The following is a 16,832-nucleotide window of genomic DNA, read 5'->3' as shown; positions in this document are numbered from 1 at the left end:
CATGGGTAAGCGCAGTGGCAGGGCGGTCAGGGAGCGCAACGCGCAGACGCCGCCCCCGGCACCCGAGGCCCTGCGCGTCGCGGTGGCCGACAGCCACACCCACATGGACATGCAGACCCCGGACGTCGAGGAGATCATCGCCGCCGCGGAGGGCGTCGGGGTGACCCCGCTCGTGCAGGTGGGCGTCGACCTGCCCTCCTCGCGCTGGGCGGCCGAGATCGCGGCGGCCCACCCGGGGAAGGTGTGGGCCGCGGTGGCCCTGCACCCCAACGAGGCACCGCGCGTGGTGCACGGTGACGGCGCCGAGGGTGTGGAGGCCGACGACACCGACTGGACGGAGAAGGCCCGTCCGGCGGGCGGGATCGAGGCCCTGGAGGCCGAACTCGCCGAGATCGACGAGCTGGCCGCCCTGCCCCAGGTGGTGGCGGTCGGCGAGACCGGCATGGACACCTTCCGCACCGGCCCCGAGGGCGCCCGCGCGCAGGAGGAGTCCTTCCGCCGCCACATCGCCATCGCCAAGCGCCACGGCAAGGCGCTCATGATCCACGACCGTGAGGCCCACGAGGACGTGCTGCGGGTCCTGGCGGAGGAGGGCGCGCCGGAACGCGTGGTCTTCCACTGCTTCTCCGGTGACGCCGACATGGCCCGGGTGTGCGCGGAGCACGGTTACTTCATGAGCTTCGCGGGCAACGTCACCTTCGCCAGCGCCGAACCCCTCCGCGAGGCGGCCAAGGTGGCACCGCCGGAGCTGGTCCTGGTGGAGACCGACGCCCCCTTCCTCACCCCCAAGCCCTACCGGGGCCGCCCCAACGCCCCGTACCTGGTCCCGCTGACGCTGCGCGTGCTGGCCGAGACCAAGGGGATGGGCGAGGAGGAACTCGCCGGGGTCGTCGCGGACAACGCCCGGAGGGCCTTCGGGTTCTGACCGCTGCCGGTTCCGACCGGGACCGGGGTTCTGCTAGAAGCCGCGCTTGAGACGGGCGGCCTCCCGGCCGGCCCGGTCGTTGCGCTTCCACTCCTTCCTGCGCTCCGCGCGCAGGCGGGCATCACCCCGGGACCGGTTCCACTCGGCCTCGCGGCGCAGCCTGTACCAGCGTTCGAGGCGTCGGGTGTCGAGTTCCCCCTCGTCCACGGCGGCGTTGACCGCGCACCCGGGCTCGGCGCCGTGGGAGCAGTCCCGGAACCGGCAGCGTTCGGCCAGTTCGCCGATATCGGCGAAGGTGCGGTCCACCCCGCTCCCGTCCCCGGGCACGTCGATGCGGCGCACCCCGGGGATGTCCAGGAACAGCGCGCCCCCGGGCATCGGGATCAGCTGCCGGTGGGTGGTGGTGTGGCGTCCGCGCCTGTCGTCGCGGATCTCGCCGGTGTCCATCACCGTGTCCCCGGCGAGCGCGTTGAGCAGACTGGATTTCCCGGCACCCGAGGTACCGAGCAGGACCCAGGTGGCACCGGGGCGCAGCCGCGCCGCCAGCTCCGCCAGGCCCAGCCCGGTGTGTGCGCTGACGGTGTGCACGTCGGCGCCGGTGGTGACGGTCTCGACCAGTTCGACCACCTCGGGCAGGCGCTCACCTGCGAGTTCGGCCTTGGTGACGGCCACGACCGGGGTGGCCCCGCTGGTCCAGGCGAGGCTGAGGAAGCGTTCCAGACGGCCCACGTTGGGCCCCTGGTCGGCGGCCTCACAGATCAGCACCGCGTCGATGTTGGCGGCCAGTACCTGGTCGTGGGAGTCCTTGGCCACGCCCTGGCGGACCAGGGTCCCGGCGCGGTCCAGGACGGCCTCGACGAGCCAGGCGTCCCCGGATCGGCGTACGGCGACCCAGTCCCCGCTGGTCGGGGCGGTACTGTGGTCGGACTCTGCGGCCTTGCGGACCCGGGGGGAGAGCTTGGCGGTCTCGTGTTGCGGCATGCGGAGCCCGACGGAGCCCCGGCGGGCTTCGGTGACCCGGGCGGGGGACAGCGCGTGTTCGTTGCCCAGGGCGACGGTGTCGAAGGCGGCCTCGACGCGGGAGTTCCAACCCAGCCGGCCGAGGGGGTGGGCGGAGCTGCCATCGGGTGCGGTGTTCGTGTTGTGGTGACTCACTGCGATCTCTCTGTGGAGCGCGAGCCGGTGCCGGCGGACGGGGCCGGAGGTGTTCCCCCGAGGCCCCGGACCGTTCCGGGGGTGTGTCCTAGGGCTCGCTGACGACGGGAAGGTTCGGGTTGGGGCCAGACACTGTGCAGGTCATGGCTTGCTCCTCTCGTCAGCGGCCGGCGCGGATCGCACGGCACGCATCGAGCCTAGGACGGGGCCCGTCCCGGCGCCATCGGTTTTCGCGGTGGTCGGGTCCTCCGTGCACGCCCGGCTCCCGATGTCCGCGGAGGCATCTCAGCGCCGTCTCGTCCACACGTCGTCGCCGGGGCGGGGCGCCTGTGGTTCGGGTGTGAGCGCCTTCGGGGCGCCGTGCCTGGGGACGTAGTACACGTCGGCGCTCTGGATGGTGTGCTCCGCCGCCCGGTGGGAGGGCGCGGCGTAGCCCCGGCGCTCGTACTCCTCCTCGCCGCCCAGCAGCAGGAAGAGGCTGCAGATCAGCAGGAAGACGAACATGCCCGTCATCAGGGGCAACAGCAGGTCGCGGGCCCGCATCCCCTCGGGGGCGCCGACGTGCATGAAGTCGGTGGGGGTGATGTGTACCCCGGCCATGCCGGTGTAGTGCACGGAGGTGACGGCGACCGCCATGACCAGGGCCGCGAGGATCATACTGCCGAGGCTGCGCAGGTGCCGGGCGAACCAGAGCGCCGCCGTGGCGGCGACCACGGCGATCACACAGGACAGGGCGACGTAGGCGGGATCGTGGTGCAGTTCGCCGTGGATGTTCATGGAGGCCATGCCCGTGTAGTGCATGGCGATGACGCCCACGCCGAGCAGGACCCCGCCGCACAGGAGCCAGCCGGTGCTGGGGCGTCTGACCACCAGGTGGAGAGCGAACCCCATGACCAGAATCGGGACGATCCCGCTGACGGCGGTGAGTACGGCGTCGTAACGGATGGCCGTCCCGCTGACGGTGTAGCCGAGCATGGCGACGAAGTGCATCGACCACACGGCCACTCCACCGATGGAGAGCGCTGCCAGGCTCAGCCACTGCCACCGGAAGAAACCCGTCGTACGACGGGCCCGGGAGGCGAAGGCGAGCCCGAGGAAGGATCCGATCGCCGAGACGGCGTAGGCGATCGAGGGGGTTATCCAGCCTTGGGCTAGGAGTTCGGCCACGGTCCTTTTTCTCTACTTTCCATGACTTAAGTCACATTTGTGGCTTGTGTGCATGGAGCCTAGGCAGGTCGGACGCCCCTTGCCAAGGGGGGTGAGTCTTCTCTGTTGGCCTGATGTGGCCACGGCGGACCTGATCCCGGGGCCGTTCCGGGGTCAGCGGCGGTGACGGGCGCGTTCGCCGAAGAGTCCGACCTCGCGTTCCCCCTCGCCGGAGGGTCGGGCGTCGCGCTCCTCCCCGTCGGAGGGCCGGATCCGGCGCTCGTCCTCGCCGGCGTTCAGCAGCAGGAAGAGGCTGCAGATCAGCAGGAAGACGAACAGGCCGGTGATGAGCGGCAGGAGCAGGTCCGGTGTGCTCGCCCCGGGCGGCGGCGTGGTCGGGGCGTTCTCGGCGGGGGTGAAGCTCATGCCGAACATCCCGGTGTAGTGCATGGCCGACACGGCCACGCCCATGAGGAGTGCGGCCACCAGGGAGTACGAGATCCTGCGCAGGTTCAGGGCGAACCACAGCGCCGCCGTGGCGGCGCTCACCGCGATCACGCAGGCGGCCGCCACGTAGGCCGGGTTGTGGTGCAGGTGACCGTGGATGTTCATGGAGGCCATGCCCATGTAGTGCATGCCCACCACGCCGGCACCCGCGATCACCCCGCCGCCGAGGAGCGCGGATGCCGATCGGCGCGCGGTGGCCAAGGTGAGGGCCACGGCCATCACCCCGATCGCGAGCAGGCCGCTGGCGATGGTGAGAGCGGTGTCGTAGCGGATGGGTGCCCCCTGGACCTGGAAGCCGACCATGGCCACGAAGTGCATGGTCCAGATGGCGGTACCGCCGAGGCAGGCGGAGCTCAGGGCCAGCCAGGGCCAGCGCCCGGCCCCGGAGGCGTCCCTGGCCAGCAGGGCGAACCTCAGGCCGATGAAGGAACCGATGACGGAGAGGGTGTAGGCGGCGACGGGCGTCCACCACCCGTAGGAGAAGTGGTCGATCATGGCGCGGGGCTCCGAGAGGGGGGTCCGGAAAGAAGGGGACGACTCCACCCTAGGTGCCCGTTCTGCTTATCGATATCCCCGAGAGTCATTTTTGTGCTGGTCAAAGGGGTCACGCGGGCTGAAAGCTCCGCTTGTCGGGCGTTCCCGCCGTGCCGGGGGCGCCTCGGTGATGCTGGGCACACGGGGGTCAGCCGCGGTGGGTGCGCAGCCCTTCGAAAGCGATCCGGCACAGGGAGTCGGCGATCTCCTCGCAGGCCATGCCCCGATCCGGCTTGTACCACTCGACGATCGAGTTGACCATCCCGAAGAGCAGGCGGGAGGCGACCGCGGGGTCGACGTCGCTGCGGATGTCGCCGTCGACGACACCCTCGCGGACCAGGTCGGCGATGAGGTGGTCGAACCTGCGGCGGCGTTCCAGAGCGTGCTTCTCCACCTGGGTGTTGCCGCGGACCCGGAGCAACAGGGTGACGTGGGGGAGTTCCTCCACCAGGACCCGGACGCTGCCGCGCATCACGTGTTCGAGCCGGGCGATGGCGGGGCCGGTCGTCGCCCCCTCCTCGCGGGTGACCTCGAACAGGGCGTCCATGGCCAGATCGAGGGACTGGCGCAGCAGTTCGGTCTTGCCGGTGACGTGGTGGTAGATCGCGGACTTGGTCACGCCCAGGGCGCGGGCCAGGTCCTCCATGCTCGTGCCGTCGTACCCGCGTTCGTTGAACACGCGTGCGGCCACGCGCAGCACGGAGTCGGCGTCGTGCCCCGGTCGGCCGGAGCGGCGCCTGCCGGTCTGCCGAGGAGCGGCTGGTTCGGATGGGGAAGATCGGGACACGGTTGTCGAATCTACCTTGTGACGGGCGTGGACGTGCGTGAGGTCGCGGCACCCGTCGTGTCATCCCGGTGCCGCACCGGGCTCCGGGCGGTGCCCGAAAAAGGGCGCGGGCCGGGACGGCATGCGACACGGGTCGTCGCGAGCGCGCCGACCGCACCGACGGGGGAGCCGTTCCGGGCCGTGGGAAATCGGGGCGTTAGGAACACGTCAATCCCTCTTGTGGGCCTTCGCAGGCCGGAGGTAGCTTTTTTCCGCTTTACGACAAAAGGTCTTTTGCGTGCGAAACGGAAAAGAGATCTCATGGCCATCACCCGCCGCGGTGCCTTGAAAGCCTCGGTCCTCAGCGGCGTCGGCACCGCCGTCGCCACCACCCTTCCGTCCGCGGCCTGGGCGGACACGGATCCGATCGAGACCGCCGCCGTCGACGCCGACAGGGCGCTGCGACTCCTCAGGCAGGGCAACAGGCGCTGGGCCCGGCACCACTCCAAGCACCCCCACGAGGGCAGGGCGCGCCGGGCCCAGCTCGTCGGGGGACAGGCCCCCTTCGCGACCGTCCTGGGTTGCGCGGACTCCCGGGTGCCCCCGGAGCTGGTCTTCGACCGCGGGCTGGGCGACCTCTTCACCGTCCGTTCGGCCGGTCAGGTCCTGGACGGCTCCGTCCTGGGCAGCCTCGCCTACGCGGCCGAACACCTGCACACCCCGCTGCTCGTGGTCATGGGCCACCAGAGCTGCGGTGCGGTCGGCGCCGCGGTGGAGGCCCACCGCACCGGCGAACTCCCGCCCGGGCACGTCGGCGGCCTGGTCGCGGAGATCCTGGAGGTCGTGGAGTCCACCCCGGACGATGGCGAGGACTTCATCGACGACTGCGTGCGGGCCAACGCCGAACACGTCGCCCGGCTCCTGAGGGAGGACGACGAGCTGGGCGGATTCGTCGCGGACGGACGGCTGAAGGTCGTCGCCGCCCGCTACGGCCTGGAGGACTCCCGGGTCTCCTGGCTCTGAGCGGCTGTGCTCCGAGCGACCGCGCGCCCCGCCCGTCCCTCCGGCGGGGCGCGCGGGCCGAAGGTCCCGGAAGGCGTCGGAGCACCCAGGCGCCGTCACAGGGTGATCTCCTCCCCTTTCCAGTGCTCCAGGCGCGTTAACCGCACATTCCGTAGAAAACTCCTCTCTCGCCTTTTCCTCCTCAATAACCTGCCAACCAGCTAAGACGCGATAAATGACAGAAAAGCCTGCGGAGGGGACTCCGGGGTTCTATTCTCATGCTGTCCCCAAGGACGTTTTCCGATCCGTCCGCGGATCGGCTCCGCCGTCCCCGATCTCGTAGAGGAACGCCGTGCTCGCCATCGATCAGCAGATGCGGGAGATGCTCCACACGCCAGGGGTGACCAGTGTCTGCCTCATCGACTGGCGCAGCGGCCGTGCCCTGACCCGGGTCGGTGCCGGCGGGGCGGACGGGGTGACGGGTACGGCGGCGATCCTCCAGGCCATCCACAGCGGTCCGCTCTGCGCAGCCCAGTCGGTCGAGGACGTGGTCGTCACCGAAGGCGACCACCACCTGTTGTTCGCCGTTCTGCGCGGGTCCGAGTTCTGCGTCCAGGTGCGGCTGGAACGGGACCGGGGCAGCCTCGGCTTCGCTCTGCGCCGACTGCGCTCCCTCGCCGACGACGTCGAGGTTCCGCAACGGGACCGGGGAGGCCCGCCCCGCCGGGGCAGGGGCCCCCAGCCCCGGCCCCGGGCCCTGGTCCCCGTGGACCGTCCGGTGCTGGAACGCGTCCTGGCCGCTCTGCGCACCCTGTCCCTGGGCCGGGCCGGGGCGGGGACGGTGGTCGCGTGACCGGCGGCTCCACCCCGCACCGGCGTGCTCCGGGCCTGCGTCGCTGGATCGCCGACCGGGGAGTGCTGCGTCGGCTCAACCAAAGGAAAGAGAAGGACATGCCGAACATCGAAACCGGGCTCAAGGACATGATGGAGATCGACGGCGCCATCGGCGCCGCCGTGGTCGACTACAGCAGCGGAATGGCCCTGGGAACGCTCTCCTCGACCAACGCCCTCGACCTCACCGTCGCCGCGGCCGGGAACACCGAGGTGGTCCGCGCCAAGATGCGGACCATGGACCAACTCGGTCTCAACGACGCGGTGGAGGACATCCTCATCACCCTGTCCGGCCAGTACCACATCATCCGCCCGCTCACCAGTAAGAAGGGGCAGGGGCTCTTCCTCTACCTCGCCCTGGACCGGGCCCGGGGCAACCTCGCCCTGGCCCGCCACCGGCTCAAGGGCATCGAGGGGGTCCTGGAGGTCTGAGACGGGGTCCTGGGTCCCGGGACGGGGCCCGGGAGGGGAGCGGTGGAGGCCGGGTCCGCCTCCGCCGACCGCCTCCGGTGTCCGGCCCGCGGACTTCACAGCCCTGCGGTGATGGGGGACAATACCGGTGACCACCCCCCATGGCATGGAGACCCCTATGTTCCGGATCGCGATCAGTCAGCTCACCGACGGCGGTCGGCGCATCACACCTGAGCACCGGAGCACCGCCATGTCCGTGGACGAGGCGGTACTGGCCCTCCGCGAACACCTGCCCACCGTCGACACCAGCGCGTTCCACAGCGAGGCGGTCCAGCGCTCGGTCAACCGGGTCAACGACTTCCGCCACGACGTGGACACCGCCGACGGCGGCCACTACCGCGTGGTCATCGCCCCCATGATGTGAACCCGGCCGTACGGGCCCGGCCCGCACCGGGGCCCGGAGCGCCGCGGACCACGGAGGGGCCGCAGGCTCCGGGGCCGGTGGTCAGTCCGAACCGAAGGCGGAGTCGAAGGACGCCTCGGGCGGGTCGAAGGCGTTGGCCCGCACGAACCGCACCGCCTCGGCCGCCCCGGTCAGGCGGTCCATGCCGGCGTCCTCCCACTCGATCGAGATCGGACCCTGGTAGCCGATCGAGTTCAGCACGCGGAAGCACGCCTCCCAGGGCACGTCGCCGCGGCCGGTGGACACGAAGTCCCACCCGCGGCGCGGGTCGCCCCAGGGCAGGTGTGAGCCGAGCCGCCCGTTGCGTCCGTTGCCCACCCGCTTGCGGGCGTCCTTGCAGTCCACGTGGTAGATGCGGTCGCGGAAGTCCCACAGGAAACCGACCGGGTCGATGTCCTGCCACACCATGTGGCTGGGGTCCCAGTTCAGCCCGAAGGCCTCCCGGTGTCCCACCGCCTCCAGCGCCGCCTGGGTCGACCAGTAGTCGTAGGCGATCTCGGAGGGGTGCACCTCGTGGGCGAAGCGCACACCCACCTCGTCGAACACGTCCAGGATCGGGTTCCAGCGGTCGGCGAAGTCCCGGTATCCGGCCCGGATGACGTCGTCGCCGACCGGCGGGAACATCGCCACGTACTTCCAGGTCGCCGACCCGGTGAAGCCCACGACCGTGGACACGCCCATCCTCGCGGCGGCCCGGGCGGTCAGCTTCATCTCCTCGGCGGCACGTCGGCGGACCCCCTCCGGGTCGCCGTCGCCCCACACCCGGGAGGGCAGGATGTCCCGGTGCCGGTGGTCGATGGGGTCGTCGCACACCGCCTGGCCCAGGAGGTGGTTCGAGATCGCCCACACACCCAGGCCGTGGCGCTTGAGTACGTCCAGGCGCTCCTGGACGTACCCGTCGTCCACCGCGGCGCGGGTGACGTCGAGGTGGTCGCCCCAGCAGGCGATCTCCAGGCCGTCGTAGCCCCAGGACGAGGCGAGCGCGCACACCTCCTCGAAGGGGAGGTCGGCCCACTGGCCGGTGAAGAGGGTGACCGGTCTGGTCATCGGGTTGCCTCCATGGTGTTCGGTGCGGGGCCGCGCCTTCGGAGCGGCGGCGGCCCCGCCGGTGCCGGTCGGTTCAGAGCGGGGACGGCCCCGCCGGTGCCGGCACACCGACGAGACCGAGCATGAGGTCGCGGACCTCGGTGGCCGCGACGCGCTCCCGGGCGGGCCCGGGTTCGGAGCACAGCAGGAGAGGGCCGTCCTCGGGGGTGTCGTGCGGGCGCCCGTGCGTGCCCCGGACGCAGCCCGGGTCCAGCGGGACGACGTTCATCGTGTAGCGCAGGCCCACCCTCTTGCGGACCAGGTTGGCCGCGGCCCGTGCCTTCACCAGCGGGTCGGCGGGGTTCAGGAAGAGCTCGGCCGGGTCGTACCCGGGTTTGCGGTGGATGTCGACGCCGCGCGCGAAGTCGGGGGCCGCCCCCTCGCTCAGCCAGTAGTAGTAGGTGAACCAGGCGCCGGGCGCGGCGAACAGGACCAGCTCCCCGGAACGTTCGTGGTCGAGTCCGTACCCGGCCTGGTCCTCGCGGTCCAGGACGAGGTCGACACCGGCCAGCCCGCGCAGGAGTCCGGCGACCTTCGGCACGTCCGCGGGGTCCCGGACGTACACGTGCGCGCATTGGTGGTCGGCGACGGCGAAGGCCCGGGAGACCCACGGGTCCAGGTACTCCATGCCCTCCTGCGTGTAGACCTCCAAAAGCCCCTCCTCGCGCAGCAGTCGGTTGACGTGCACCGGCTGCTCGGCGGGGGTGATCCCGTACTCGCTGAGCACCATGACCGCGGTCCCGGAGGACTCGGCGTCGTCGAGCAGGGGGGCGAGCGCGGCGTCGAGGTCGCGGACGGCCTGCCGGGCCTGGGCGGAACCGGGACCGAAGCGCTGCAGGTCGTAGTCCAGGTGCGGGACGTAGCACAGCGTCAGGTCGGCCCGGGGGAGGAGCCTGCGGGTGGCGGCGACGATCCACTCGGTGGAGCGGATCGAGGCGGTCGGACCCCAGTAGTTGAACAGGGGGAAGGGGCCCAGCTCCGAGGTGAGTTCGTCGTGCAGGGCGACCGGACGGGTGTAGCAGTCCGGGGACTTGCGCCCGTCCGCGTGGTAGACGGGTCGGGGGGTGACCGTCCAGTCGGTGGTGGCGCCCATGGCGTACCACCAGCAGATATTGGCGGTACGGAACTCCGGTCGGTGGCGCCGGGCGGTCTCCCACACCTTCTCCCCCCGGACCAGGCGGTTGTGCTGGCGCCACAGGTACACCTCGCCCAGGTCCCGGAAGTACCAGCCGTTGGCGACGGCTCCGTGGTCGGCGGGGGCGGTGCCGGTCAGGAACGTGGACTGCACGGTGCAGGTGACGGCGGGCAGGACGGTCTCCAGCTCCGCCTGCCAGCCGCGCTCCGCCAGGGCGCGCAGGCGGGGGGCGTGTTCGAGCAGTCGCGGGGTGAGCCCGACCGCGTTGACGACGAGGAGGCGTCGGTCCTTGGCCATGGGGGGCGGTCCCTTTCGGTGTTCGGGGCGGGGGTGCTGGGTCACAGCGCGGTCAGTCCGAGGCCGGTGAGCCGGTCCCGCGCCCAGGCCAGCTCGGCGGCGATCCCGGCGATCAGCCCGTCCTCACCGACGGGGCGGCGGTCCTCGGGGAGCACCGTCCAGGTGTAGGTCTCCACCTCCACGTGGTCGGTGCGGGCGCCGCCGGGCCCCAGTAGGTGTTCCAGGGTCTGGTCCAGGTGGCCGGTGGTGCCGCGCAGCGGCGCCGCGGCGGGGGAGTGCAGCGGTACGTGGAAGTGGGTGCGCCAGGGGCCGCCCCCGGCCAGGGGGTCGGGGCCGTCGAGGGCCCCGGGGAGGTCGTCGCGGCCCGCGGTGCGGTCCGCGAGGAGCTCGCGGGTCTGGTGCAGGAACCGGTCCTCGGCGAACGCGGACAGGGCCGCCCGGGCCGCGGGGTCCCGCGGGTCGGGGATCTCCACGGCGGCCGACGCCTGGGTCTTGACCACGGGCAGGCCGGCGGCGGCCAGCCGGTCCAGGGCGGCCCGCGGTTCCTCGAACCCGACCGCCAGGTGGCAGGTGTCCAGACACACGCCCAGGTGCGGGGGCGGGACCGTGAGCAGGCGGGCGGCGTCCCCGGTGGTCTCCACCACGCAGCCGGGCTCGGGCTCCAGGCCCACCCGGACCGGGCGCCCGTCCCCGGCCAGCCCCTCCAGGGCGTCGGAGAGTTCGGCCAGGTGGCGCCGGGCGGTGTCCAGGCGGTCGGCGTCCCAGGGGGTGCGCCAGGCCAGCGGCAGGGTGGAGACGCTGCCGCGGGCGGCGTCCTCGGGCAGCAGCCGGGCCAGGACCCGGGCGCAGTCCACGGTGTAGTCCAGCCGGGCCCGGTCGGTCCAGTCCGGGGAGTACACGGCGTGCTTGACCACGGGGGCGTGGAATCCGGTGTAGGGGAAGGCGTTGAGGGTGACGGTCTCCAGTCCGGCGGACTCCATCCCCTTGCGGAGCCGGTCGGTCAGGGCGGGGTCGGCGGCGAGTGCGCGGGCCAGCGGGGCGGGCAGCCACAGTCCGAGCCCGAGCAGGTCGGTGCCCAGCGCCGCGCGGACCCCGCCGCCGAACACCCGGATCTGCCGCAGGACACCGTCGAGGTCCTCCGCCGGGTGGACGTTGGTGCAGTAGGCCAGATGGACGACGGTGCCGTCGGGGTGCCGGAACCTCACGCCGGGCCCCCTTCCGGGCGCTCGCCGCGCAGGATCGAGTTGCCGGAGAAGGTGGCCGGAGTCGTCCCCGCGGCCCTGTCCTCCGCCAGCAGCAGCCGGCCGCTCCGGGCGTAGAACTCCACCGGGTTGCGCCACAGCACCCGGTCCACCTCGTCGTCGGTGAAACCCGCCGCGAGCATCGCCTGGCCGGTGTACAACGTGGTCAGCGGATCGCTGTGGCCCCAGTCCGCGGCCGAGTTGACGATCATCCGGTCCGGGCCCCACTCGGACAGGACGCGCACCATCCGGTCCGGGGACATCTTGGTGTCCGGGTAGATGGAGAAGCCCAGCACGCACCCGGAATCGTGGACCATCTCCACGGTGGTCTCGTTGAGGTGGTCCACCAGGACCCTCTCGGGGGCGATCCCGGACTCGGCGACGATCCGCAGGGTGTGCCGGGTGCCCTCGACCTTGTCCCGGTGCGGGGTGTGCACCAGGACCGGCAGCCCGAACTCCTTCGCCAGCTCCAACTGGTGGCGGAAGACCTTCTCCTCCTCCGGGGTCCGCGAGTCGAAACCCACCTCGCCGACCGCCACCACCCCGTCCTTGGCCAGGTAGCGGGGGAGGATGTCCAGCACCCCGGCCAGCCGGGGGTCGTTGGCCTCCTTCGGGTTGAGCGCCATCGTGCAGTGGTGGCGGATGCCGAACTGCGCGGCCCGGAACCGCTCCCAGCCGACGAGGCCGTCGAAGTAGTCGCGGAAGGAGCCCGTGCTGGTGCGCGGTTGGCCCAGCCAGAAGGCCGGTTCGACCAGGGCGCGCACCCCGGCGTCGTACATCGCCTGGTAGTCCGCGGTGGTCCGCGAGGTCATGTGGATGTGCGGGTCGAAGATACGCATCACGCCTCCGGGGGTGGAGAGGGCGGGTTCGCCGGCTGCCGGGGGAGCCGGTCCAGGACCAGGTGGACGTCGCGGGGCACGGCCCGGCCCGCGCGCTCGCGTTCGAGGGCGAAGTCCGCGCACATGCGGGCCAGTTCGGGGTCGGCCCGTTCGGACAGCCCCGCCACCAGGCGCAGCGGTACCCCGGTGAACAGGCACTTGAGCACCGTCTGGCGCCAGGAGTGGTCGTCGAGCAGGTCCTGGGCGGTGCTGGCGGCGGCAGCCGCGACCAACCGGGTGTCGTTGGTCCGCATCGCGTCCGCCAACAGCAGGCGTGCGGTGTCGCGGACACCGGGCACGTCGGCGGTCAGGGCACCGATCCCGTACAGGACCGCTCGGCGCTCCTCGGCGTCGCCGTACTCGTAGATCCCGGCGACCTCCCGGGCCAGCTCGTCCGGCGGCAGGACCCGGGACAGCACACGCAGCAGCTCCGCGCGCGCCAGGTCCTCCAGGGTCGGCCCCTCCGTCCCCGTCGGGTCGCCCGAGGGCCCGGCCCCGCGCGCGACCCGGCGGGCGACGGCGGGGAAGAGCACGGCGATCCGCCCGGGGTCCCCGGCCACTTCGGAGCACAGCTCGGCGAGGGTGGTACGGGCCCGGGGGCCCCACAGGTCCGGTGGGGCGTCCGGCCCCCGGGCACCGTCGCTCACGAACCCTCCTTCGCCAGTTCCCAGGCCGCGTCGAGCGCCCGCTTGGACCGCTCCGCGACCAGGGGCGCCGCGTGCCCGTGCCGGGGCAGCTCCACCGAGGCCAGCCCTGTGTACCCGGCCCGGTCCAGTGCGCGCAGGACCCCTGGGAGGTCGATGTCGCCCTCCCCGAACTCCAGGTGTTCGTGCACGTGCGGGCGCATGTCGTCCAGTTGCACGTTGGCGGTGAGGTGGCCGGAGCGGGCGACGGCCCCCTCCGGTCCGTCGGGTTCGTTGCACACCCCGTGCCCGACGTCGAGCGTCACCCGCAGCCGTTCGGGGTCGCCCAGCCTGTGCCGCAGCTCCAGCACGTCCGCCAACCGCTCGGCGAACATGCCCGGCTCGGGTTCGAAGGCCAGGTCCACCCCGAGTTCGTCCGCCGTCACCAGGACCTTCTCCACCCCGGAGGTGAGCCGGTCCCAGCCCTGCCCGGTGGTGGTGCCGGCCGGTAGTACACCCGACCAGAAGGACACCGCCTCGGCGCCCAGGGCGTCGGCGATCCGGACCGCCCGGCGCAGCAGGTCCACCCGCACGTCGCGGCCGTGGTCGGAGACCAGGGTGGGTTCGTGTTTGCGGCGGGGGTCCAGCAGGTACCGGGCGCCGGTCTCCACCACCACCGCCAGGTCCAGTTCGGCCAGCCTGCGGCCGATCGCGCCCACCCGGGCGTTCACGTCCAGGGAGAACGGGTCGAGGTGGGGGTGGTCCAGGGTCAGGCCGACCCCCTCGTACCCGAGGTCGGCGATGATCGCGAGGGCGTCGTCGAGCCGGTGGTCCCAGAAGCCGTTGGTTCCGTAGCCCAGTCTGATGTCACCGCTCATGTCACCGACACCGCCCTGGACGCCCTCGCCGCCAGCGGCGCCCCGGCCGCCAGGGCGCAGGCGGTGCCCACCGCCCCGTACCGGGACAGCAGGGCGGCCTGGAGCGGGATCATCCCGCGGATACCCGTGCCCGTCGCGGAGCGCGCGTGCTCGGCCGAGGGCTCGTTCAGGGCCCGGCCCTGCGCCGACCCGACGGCGGCGGCGAAGGAACCCGCGAAGGCCCCGGCCGCCACCTCGCCCACCGAGCCGCGCACGGTGTCGGGCGCAGTCCGCGCCGGGTAGGCCGCCACCGCGGCCCCGGCCAGGGTGCAGGCCAGCGCCCCGGCGGCGGTACCCGGGCGGGTGCCGTGCACCTCGCCCCGGCTCAGTGCCGTCACCCCCAGGGTGTGGACGGCCATGGCCGCCGCCGGCAGTACGGCGGCACGGGTGCGCTCGCCCGCACCGAGCAGCACGTCCAGCCCCCGGTTGGCCGCCATGCCCAGCGGGGCCAGCGGTGTCGGTTTGAGTACCAGGTCGTAGGCCCACACGGTCGAGGCCAGGGCGGCGGCGACCCGTGCGCTCCGGCGTCCGCCCGCCAGCGCGGCCACCCCCACCCCGGCCGCCGTGAGCCCGGCCGCGGCCGCGAGGGCCTCACCGGGGAGCACCGCCCCGGAGGGGATGGGGCGCTCGGGGCGCTCGACCGCGTCCAGGTCGCGGTCGGCGTAGTCGTTGAGGGCCATCCCGGCCCAGTACAGGCACACCGAGGACACCGGCAGCGCCCAGGTGCGGGGTTCGTGCAACCGTCCGGCGGCCGCGGCCCCGGTCAGGGTGTCGCCGAGGACGGTCAGGGCGGCGGGCAGGCGCACCAGCCGGGCCAGGTCGCGCAGCTTCGCCGCCATCAGGACTCCCCCTCCCGCGGGTCGCGTTCCGGACCGGCGCACCACCCGGTCAGCTCCCGCCACTGCTCGGCCAGGCCGTGCACCTCGCTCCCGGCCGGGTCCTTGAAGAAGAAGCCCAGCTCCGGGACGGGCCCCGTCCGACCGGTCCGGTGAGCGTGGGCGCACAGCCGGGCCAGGTCCAGGACCAGCGGGGCGGCCAGCGCGGAGTCGTAGCCCGACCAGGTGAACTGCAGGGTCATCCGGGCGCCCAGGAACCCCTCGAAGGACACGTGGTCCCAGGCGGTCTTGGTGCCGCCCAGGTCGGGCACGTAGTCGATGTGCAGGGGACCGTCCACGGGGTGCCCCAGCAGGTGCTCCAGGCCGCGGGCCTTGGAGGAGGTCTTGCTGCTGTTGCTCTCCGGGTCGGCGAGGGTGGCGCCGTCGCCGCCGCCCAGGAGGTTGGTCGAGGACCACGAGCGCACCCGCAGCGCCCGGGACGCGAACATCGGCGCGAGCACGCTCTTGACCAGGGTCTCCCCGGTCTTGCCGTCCGACCCCGCCCACGGCAGCCCCAGGCGTTCGGCCAGGGCGGCCAGGGCGGGCGGACGCGGTCCCGCGTTGGGGGTGAACTCCACGAAGGAGCACCCCGCCCGCAGGGCCGCGTAGGCGTAGGCGGTGCTCGCCGGGATCCGGGCGGTCCCCGCGTCCAGGGCCGCCTCCAGCAGGTCGGGGTCGGTGAGCTCGGCGGAGTGCACCGGAGGGGGTTCGGTACTGGACAGGTCCACCACCACGACGCGCTCCACAGCCTCGCGCTCCGCGAACTCGCGCAGGTCGTGTTCCAGGCGCTCCACCTGGGGGCGCCCCAGCCCCTCGGGGCCGGGTTCCACGCCCCTGCGGATCGCCCGGTCCGCCGCGTCGAGCTCCTCCGCGAGGGCCTCGGGTAGTTGCGGCGGGATCACCCCCGACCTGACCAGCGGCTCCGCGCTCTTGGCCAGGTGGGTGCCGCAGACGTCGTGCCCGCCGAAGACCAGGTCGTCGAGTCCGGGCAGGTCCGCGGAGGCGAACTCGGGGCGTTCGGTGACGCACCCGGTCCGCTCCGCTGCGCCCGACCGGACGGCCAGTGCGCCCAGGACGGCCGTGGTGGCGACCGATCCGCGGGCCCCGACCAACCACACTCCGATTCGTCTCATGTGCTCCCCTGTCAGTGGTCGTCGTGTCCGGGGGCCCCGCCGCCGTCGGCCCCGTCGCCCTCCTCGGCCCCGTCGGGCTGGAGTGCGCCGCTGCCGGGTTCGGCGGGCAGGTACAGGTGGATGTGGCCGTGCCCGGCCCCGATGCTGATCACGTCCAGCTGGGTGGCGGCCACGGACCACGCCCGGACCGCCTGGTCACGCAGGTCCGCGGAGAGTTCGAGCAGCTCCACCCGCTGGTCCCCCTCGGCCCGGACGGCCGAGTGGTAGGCACTCACGGCGGAACCGAGCAGGTCCACCGAACCGCTCAGCCCGGCGTGGGTGACGTTGAAGTCGGTCTGGCCGGAGTCGGCGCTGCCGAAGTGGCCCCCGGCCTCGCGGACGGTGCCGAGCCAGCCGTCGATCACCCCGCTGTCCGGCAGGTCCCCGGAGGGCGCGGACCCGTCGGCCGGCAGGACCTCGTTCAGGGACTCCAGGACCGGCACCAGCTCGCCGTGGGCCGCCCTGGTGTGGCCGATCAGGCTCTCCACCTGGGCGACGTGGCGGGCGTCGGCGGAGGCCTCCAGTTCGGCGACCCGGGCCGGGTCCGGGGCGACCGTTTCGTCCCCTCCTCGGAAGAGGAAGACCACCGAGGCGACGACGGCGCCGACCAACAGGACCGATCCGGCGGTCAACCACCAGGTGGTGCGGTTCGTCCCCGCGGGGTGGACCCGCGAGGTCGTGTCCGGGGCGGGGCCGCCGTCTTTGCCGGAGGGGTTCTTGCGCTGCTTCTGCTCGGTGCTCACGGGCACCTCCTGTCGGGTCGACACTTGCCGGGTCGCGTGCGGCGTGCGCCGTGCGAAGGACGCCG

Annotated in this window: 18 protein-coding genes; 5 read left to right on the top strand and 13 right to left on the bottom strand. The window is 72.7% G+C overall.

Translation table 11 applies throughout. From position 1 onward, the window contains the following. Position 1: 1 nt before the first annotated feature. The gene (locus tag ACUKCB_RS17695; RefSeq protein ID WP_473036712.1) at positions 2 to 925 is read left to right on the top strand and encodes a TatD family hydrolase; all 924 of its coding nucleotides are present in this window, start codon (positions 2 to 4) and stop codon (positions 923 to 925) included. A 33-nt stretch (positions 926 to 958) separates the two neighbouring features. Here the strand turns inward: ACUKCB_RS17695 and rsgA are convergent, their stop codons facing one another. The 4 genes from rsgA to ACUKCB_RS17675 form a co-directional block, all read right to left on the bottom strand. Further along, positions 959 to 2,080, bottom strand: coding sequence for a ribosome small subunit-dependent GTPase A (gene rsgA, locus ACUKCB_RS17690; RefSeq protein ID WP_473036711.1), 1,122 nt, complete (start codon positions 2,078 to 2,080; stop codon positions 959 to 961). Positions 2,081 to 2,365: 285 nt separating this feature from the next. After that, positions 2,366 to 3,247 (bottom strand): MHYT domain-containing protein, encoded by an 882-nt coding sequence (locus ACUKCB_RS17685; RefSeq protein WP_473036710.1) that lies wholly within the window; start codon positions 3,245 to 3,247, stop codon positions 2,366 to 2,368. Between the two features lie 153 nt (positions 3,248 to 3,400). Beyond that, positions 3,401 to 4,228, bottom strand: a complete 828-nt coding sequence (locus tag ACUKCB_RS17680) for an MHYT domain-containing protein (RefSeq protein WP_473036709.1) — start codon at positions 4,226 to 4,228, stop codon at positions 3,401 to 3,403. A 187-nt stretch (positions 4,229 to 4,415) separates the two neighbouring features. Continuing rightward, entirely contained in the window at positions 4,416 to 5,054 is a 639-nt protein-coding gene (locus tag ACUKCB_RS17675; RefSeq protein ID WP_473036708.1) for a TetR/AcrR family transcriptional regulator, read from the bottom strand. A 300-nt stretch (positions 5,055 to 5,354) separates the two neighbouring features. On the opposite strand from ACUKCB_RS17675, the gene ACUKCB_RS17670 reads away from it, so the two are divergent. The 4 genes from ACUKCB_RS17670 to ACUKCB_RS17655 all read left to right on the top strand — a co-directional run bounded on the left by ACUKCB_RS17670 (position 5,355) and on the right by ACUKCB_RS17655 (position 7,761). Next, positions 5,355 to 6,056, top strand: coding sequence for a carbonic anhydrase (locus tag ACUKCB_RS17670; protein ID WP_473036707.1), 702 nt, complete (start codon positions 5,355 to 5,357; stop codon positions 6,054 to 6,056). A gap of 331 nt (positions 6,057 to 6,387) precedes the next feature. Continuing rightward, the gene (locus ACUKCB_RS17665) at positions 6,388 to 6,888 is read left to right on the top strand and encodes a hypothetical protein (RefSeq protein WP_473036706.1); all 501 of its coding nucleotides are present in this window, start codon (positions 6,388 to 6,390) and stop codon (positions 6,886 to 6,888) included. Positions 6,889 to 6,986: 98 nt separating this feature from the next. Then, on the top strand, positions 6,987 to 7,358 hold the full coding sequence (locus ACUKCB_RS17660; protein WP_191268698.1) for a hypothetical protein: 372 nt from the start codon (positions 6,987 to 6,989) through the stop codon (positions 7,356 to 7,358). A 157-nt stretch (positions 7,359 to 7,515) separates the two neighbouring features. Continuing rightward, complete coding sequence (locus tag ACUKCB_RS17655) at positions 7,516 to 7,761, top strand: hypothetical protein (protein ID WP_473041055.1); 246 nt, start codon at positions 7,516 to 7,518, stop codon at positions 7,759 to 7,761. Positions 7,762 to 7,842: 81 nt separating this feature from the next. Here the strand turns inward: ACUKCB_RS17655 and ACUKCB_RS17650 are convergent, their stop codons facing one another. The 9 genes from ACUKCB_RS17650 to ACUKCB_RS17610 all read right to left on the bottom strand — a co-directional run bounded on the left by ACUKCB_RS17650 (position 7,843) and on the right by ACUKCB_RS17610 (position 16,767). Continuing rightward, positions 7,843 to 8,847 carry a sugar phosphate isomerase/epimerase family protein gene (locus ACUKCB_RS17650; RefSeq protein ID WP_473036705.1) on the bottom strand — a complete coding sequence of 335 codons (1,005 nt, stop codon included), beginning with the start codon at positions 8,845 to 8,847 and terminating at the stop codon, positions 7,843 to 7,845. 73 nt (positions 8,848 to 8,920) lie between these two features. Continuing rightward, positions 8,921 to 10,318 (bottom strand): alkaline phosphatase family protein, encoded by a 1,398-nt coding sequence (locus ACUKCB_RS17645; RefSeq protein WP_473036704.1) that lies wholly within the window; start codon positions 10,316 to 10,318, stop codon positions 8,921 to 8,923. Positions 10,319 to 10,359: 41 nt separating this feature from the next. Beyond that, entirely contained in the window at positions 10,360 to 11,523 is a 1,164-nt protein-coding gene (eboE, locus tag ACUKCB_RS17640) for a metabolite traffic protein EboE (RefSeq protein WP_473036703.1), read from the bottom strand. Next, positions 11,520 to 12,398, bottom strand: a complete 879-nt coding sequence (locus tag ACUKCB_RS17635; protein WP_473036702.1) for a TatD family hydrolase — start codon at positions 12,396 to 12,398, stop codon at positions 11,520 to 11,522. The genes eboE and ACUKCB_RS17635 overlap by 4 nt, the downstream gene beginning before the upstream one ends. Further along, the gene (locus tag ACUKCB_RS17630) at positions 12,398 to 13,084 is read right to left on the bottom strand and encodes an EboA domain-containing protein (RefSeq protein ID WP_473036701.1); all 687 of its coding nucleotides are present in this window, start codon (positions 13,082 to 13,084) and stop codon (positions 12,398 to 12,400) included. Before ACUKCB_RS17630 ends, ACUKCB_RS17635 begins: the two co-directional genes overlap by 1 nt. Continuing rightward, positions 13,081 to 13,938 carry a sugar phosphate isomerase/epimerase family protein gene (locus ACUKCB_RS17625; RefSeq protein WP_473036700.1) on the bottom strand — a complete coding sequence of 286 codons (858 nt, stop codon included), beginning with the start codon at positions 13,936 to 13,938 and terminating at the stop codon, positions 13,081 to 13,083. Before ACUKCB_RS17625 ends, ACUKCB_RS17630 begins: the two co-directional genes overlap by 4 nt. After that, complete coding sequence (locus ACUKCB_RS17620; RefSeq protein WP_473036699.1) at positions 13,935 to 14,816, bottom strand: SCO3242 family prenyltransferase; 882 nt, start codon at positions 14,814 to 14,816, stop codon at positions 13,935 to 13,937. The genes ACUKCB_RS17625 and ACUKCB_RS17620 overlap by 4 nt, the downstream gene beginning before the upstream one ends. Then, positions 14,816 to 15,985, bottom strand: coding sequence for an inositol-3-phosphate synthase (locus ACUKCB_RS17615; RefSeq protein WP_473036698.1), 1,170 nt, complete (start codon positions 15,983 to 15,985; stop codon positions 14,816 to 14,818). Before ACUKCB_RS17615 ends, ACUKCB_RS17620 begins: the two co-directional genes overlap by 1 nt. An 11-nt stretch (positions 15,986 to 15,996) precedes the next feature. Further along, on the bottom strand, positions 15,997 to 16,767 hold the full coding sequence (locus ACUKCB_RS17610) for a hypothetical protein (RefSeq protein WP_473036697.1): 771 nt from the start codon (positions 16,765 to 16,767) through the stop codon (positions 15,997 to 15,999). Positions 16,768 to 16,832: the final 65 nt, after the last annotated feature.

Source organism: Nocardiopsis moroccensis (assembly GCF_055763695.1).
Note: the sequence above shows the minus strand (reverse complement) of the source record. Positions and strands in the feature narration are given on the sequence as shown.